The organism is Burkholderia sp. Ac-20344 (assembly GCF_017104975.1).
Taxonomy (GTDB): Bacteria; Pseudomonadota; Gammaproteobacteria; order Burkholderiales; family Burkholderiaceae; genus Burkholderia.
The window spans coordinates 1-256 of the sequence record NZ_JAAGPP010000418.1; the positions used below are offsets into that span (position 1 = coordinate 1).

Genomic DNA, 256 nt, shown 5'->3' on the forward strand with positions numbered 1-256 from the left:
CGAGACAGACTTGTTATAGGATCAAGCCTTACGGGCAATTAGTATCAGTTAGCTGAACGCATTACTGCGCTTACACACCTGACCTATCAACGTCCTGGTCTCGAACGACCCTTCAAGGAGGTCTAGCCTCCAGGGATATCTCATCTTAAGGCGAGTTTCCCGCTTAGATGCTTTCAGCGGTTATCTCTTCCGAACATAGCTACCCGGCGATGCCACTGGCGTGACAACCGGTACACCAGAGGTTCGTCCACTCCGG

1 rRNA gene is annotated in these 256 nt (G+C 52.0%); it reads right to left on the reverse strand.

Annotated elements, in window-relative coordinates:
* Positions 1 to 17: 17 nt before the first annotated feature.
* Positions 18 to 256, reverse strand: a 23S ribosomal RNA gene (locus G3N64_RS39495); the annotation flags it as partial.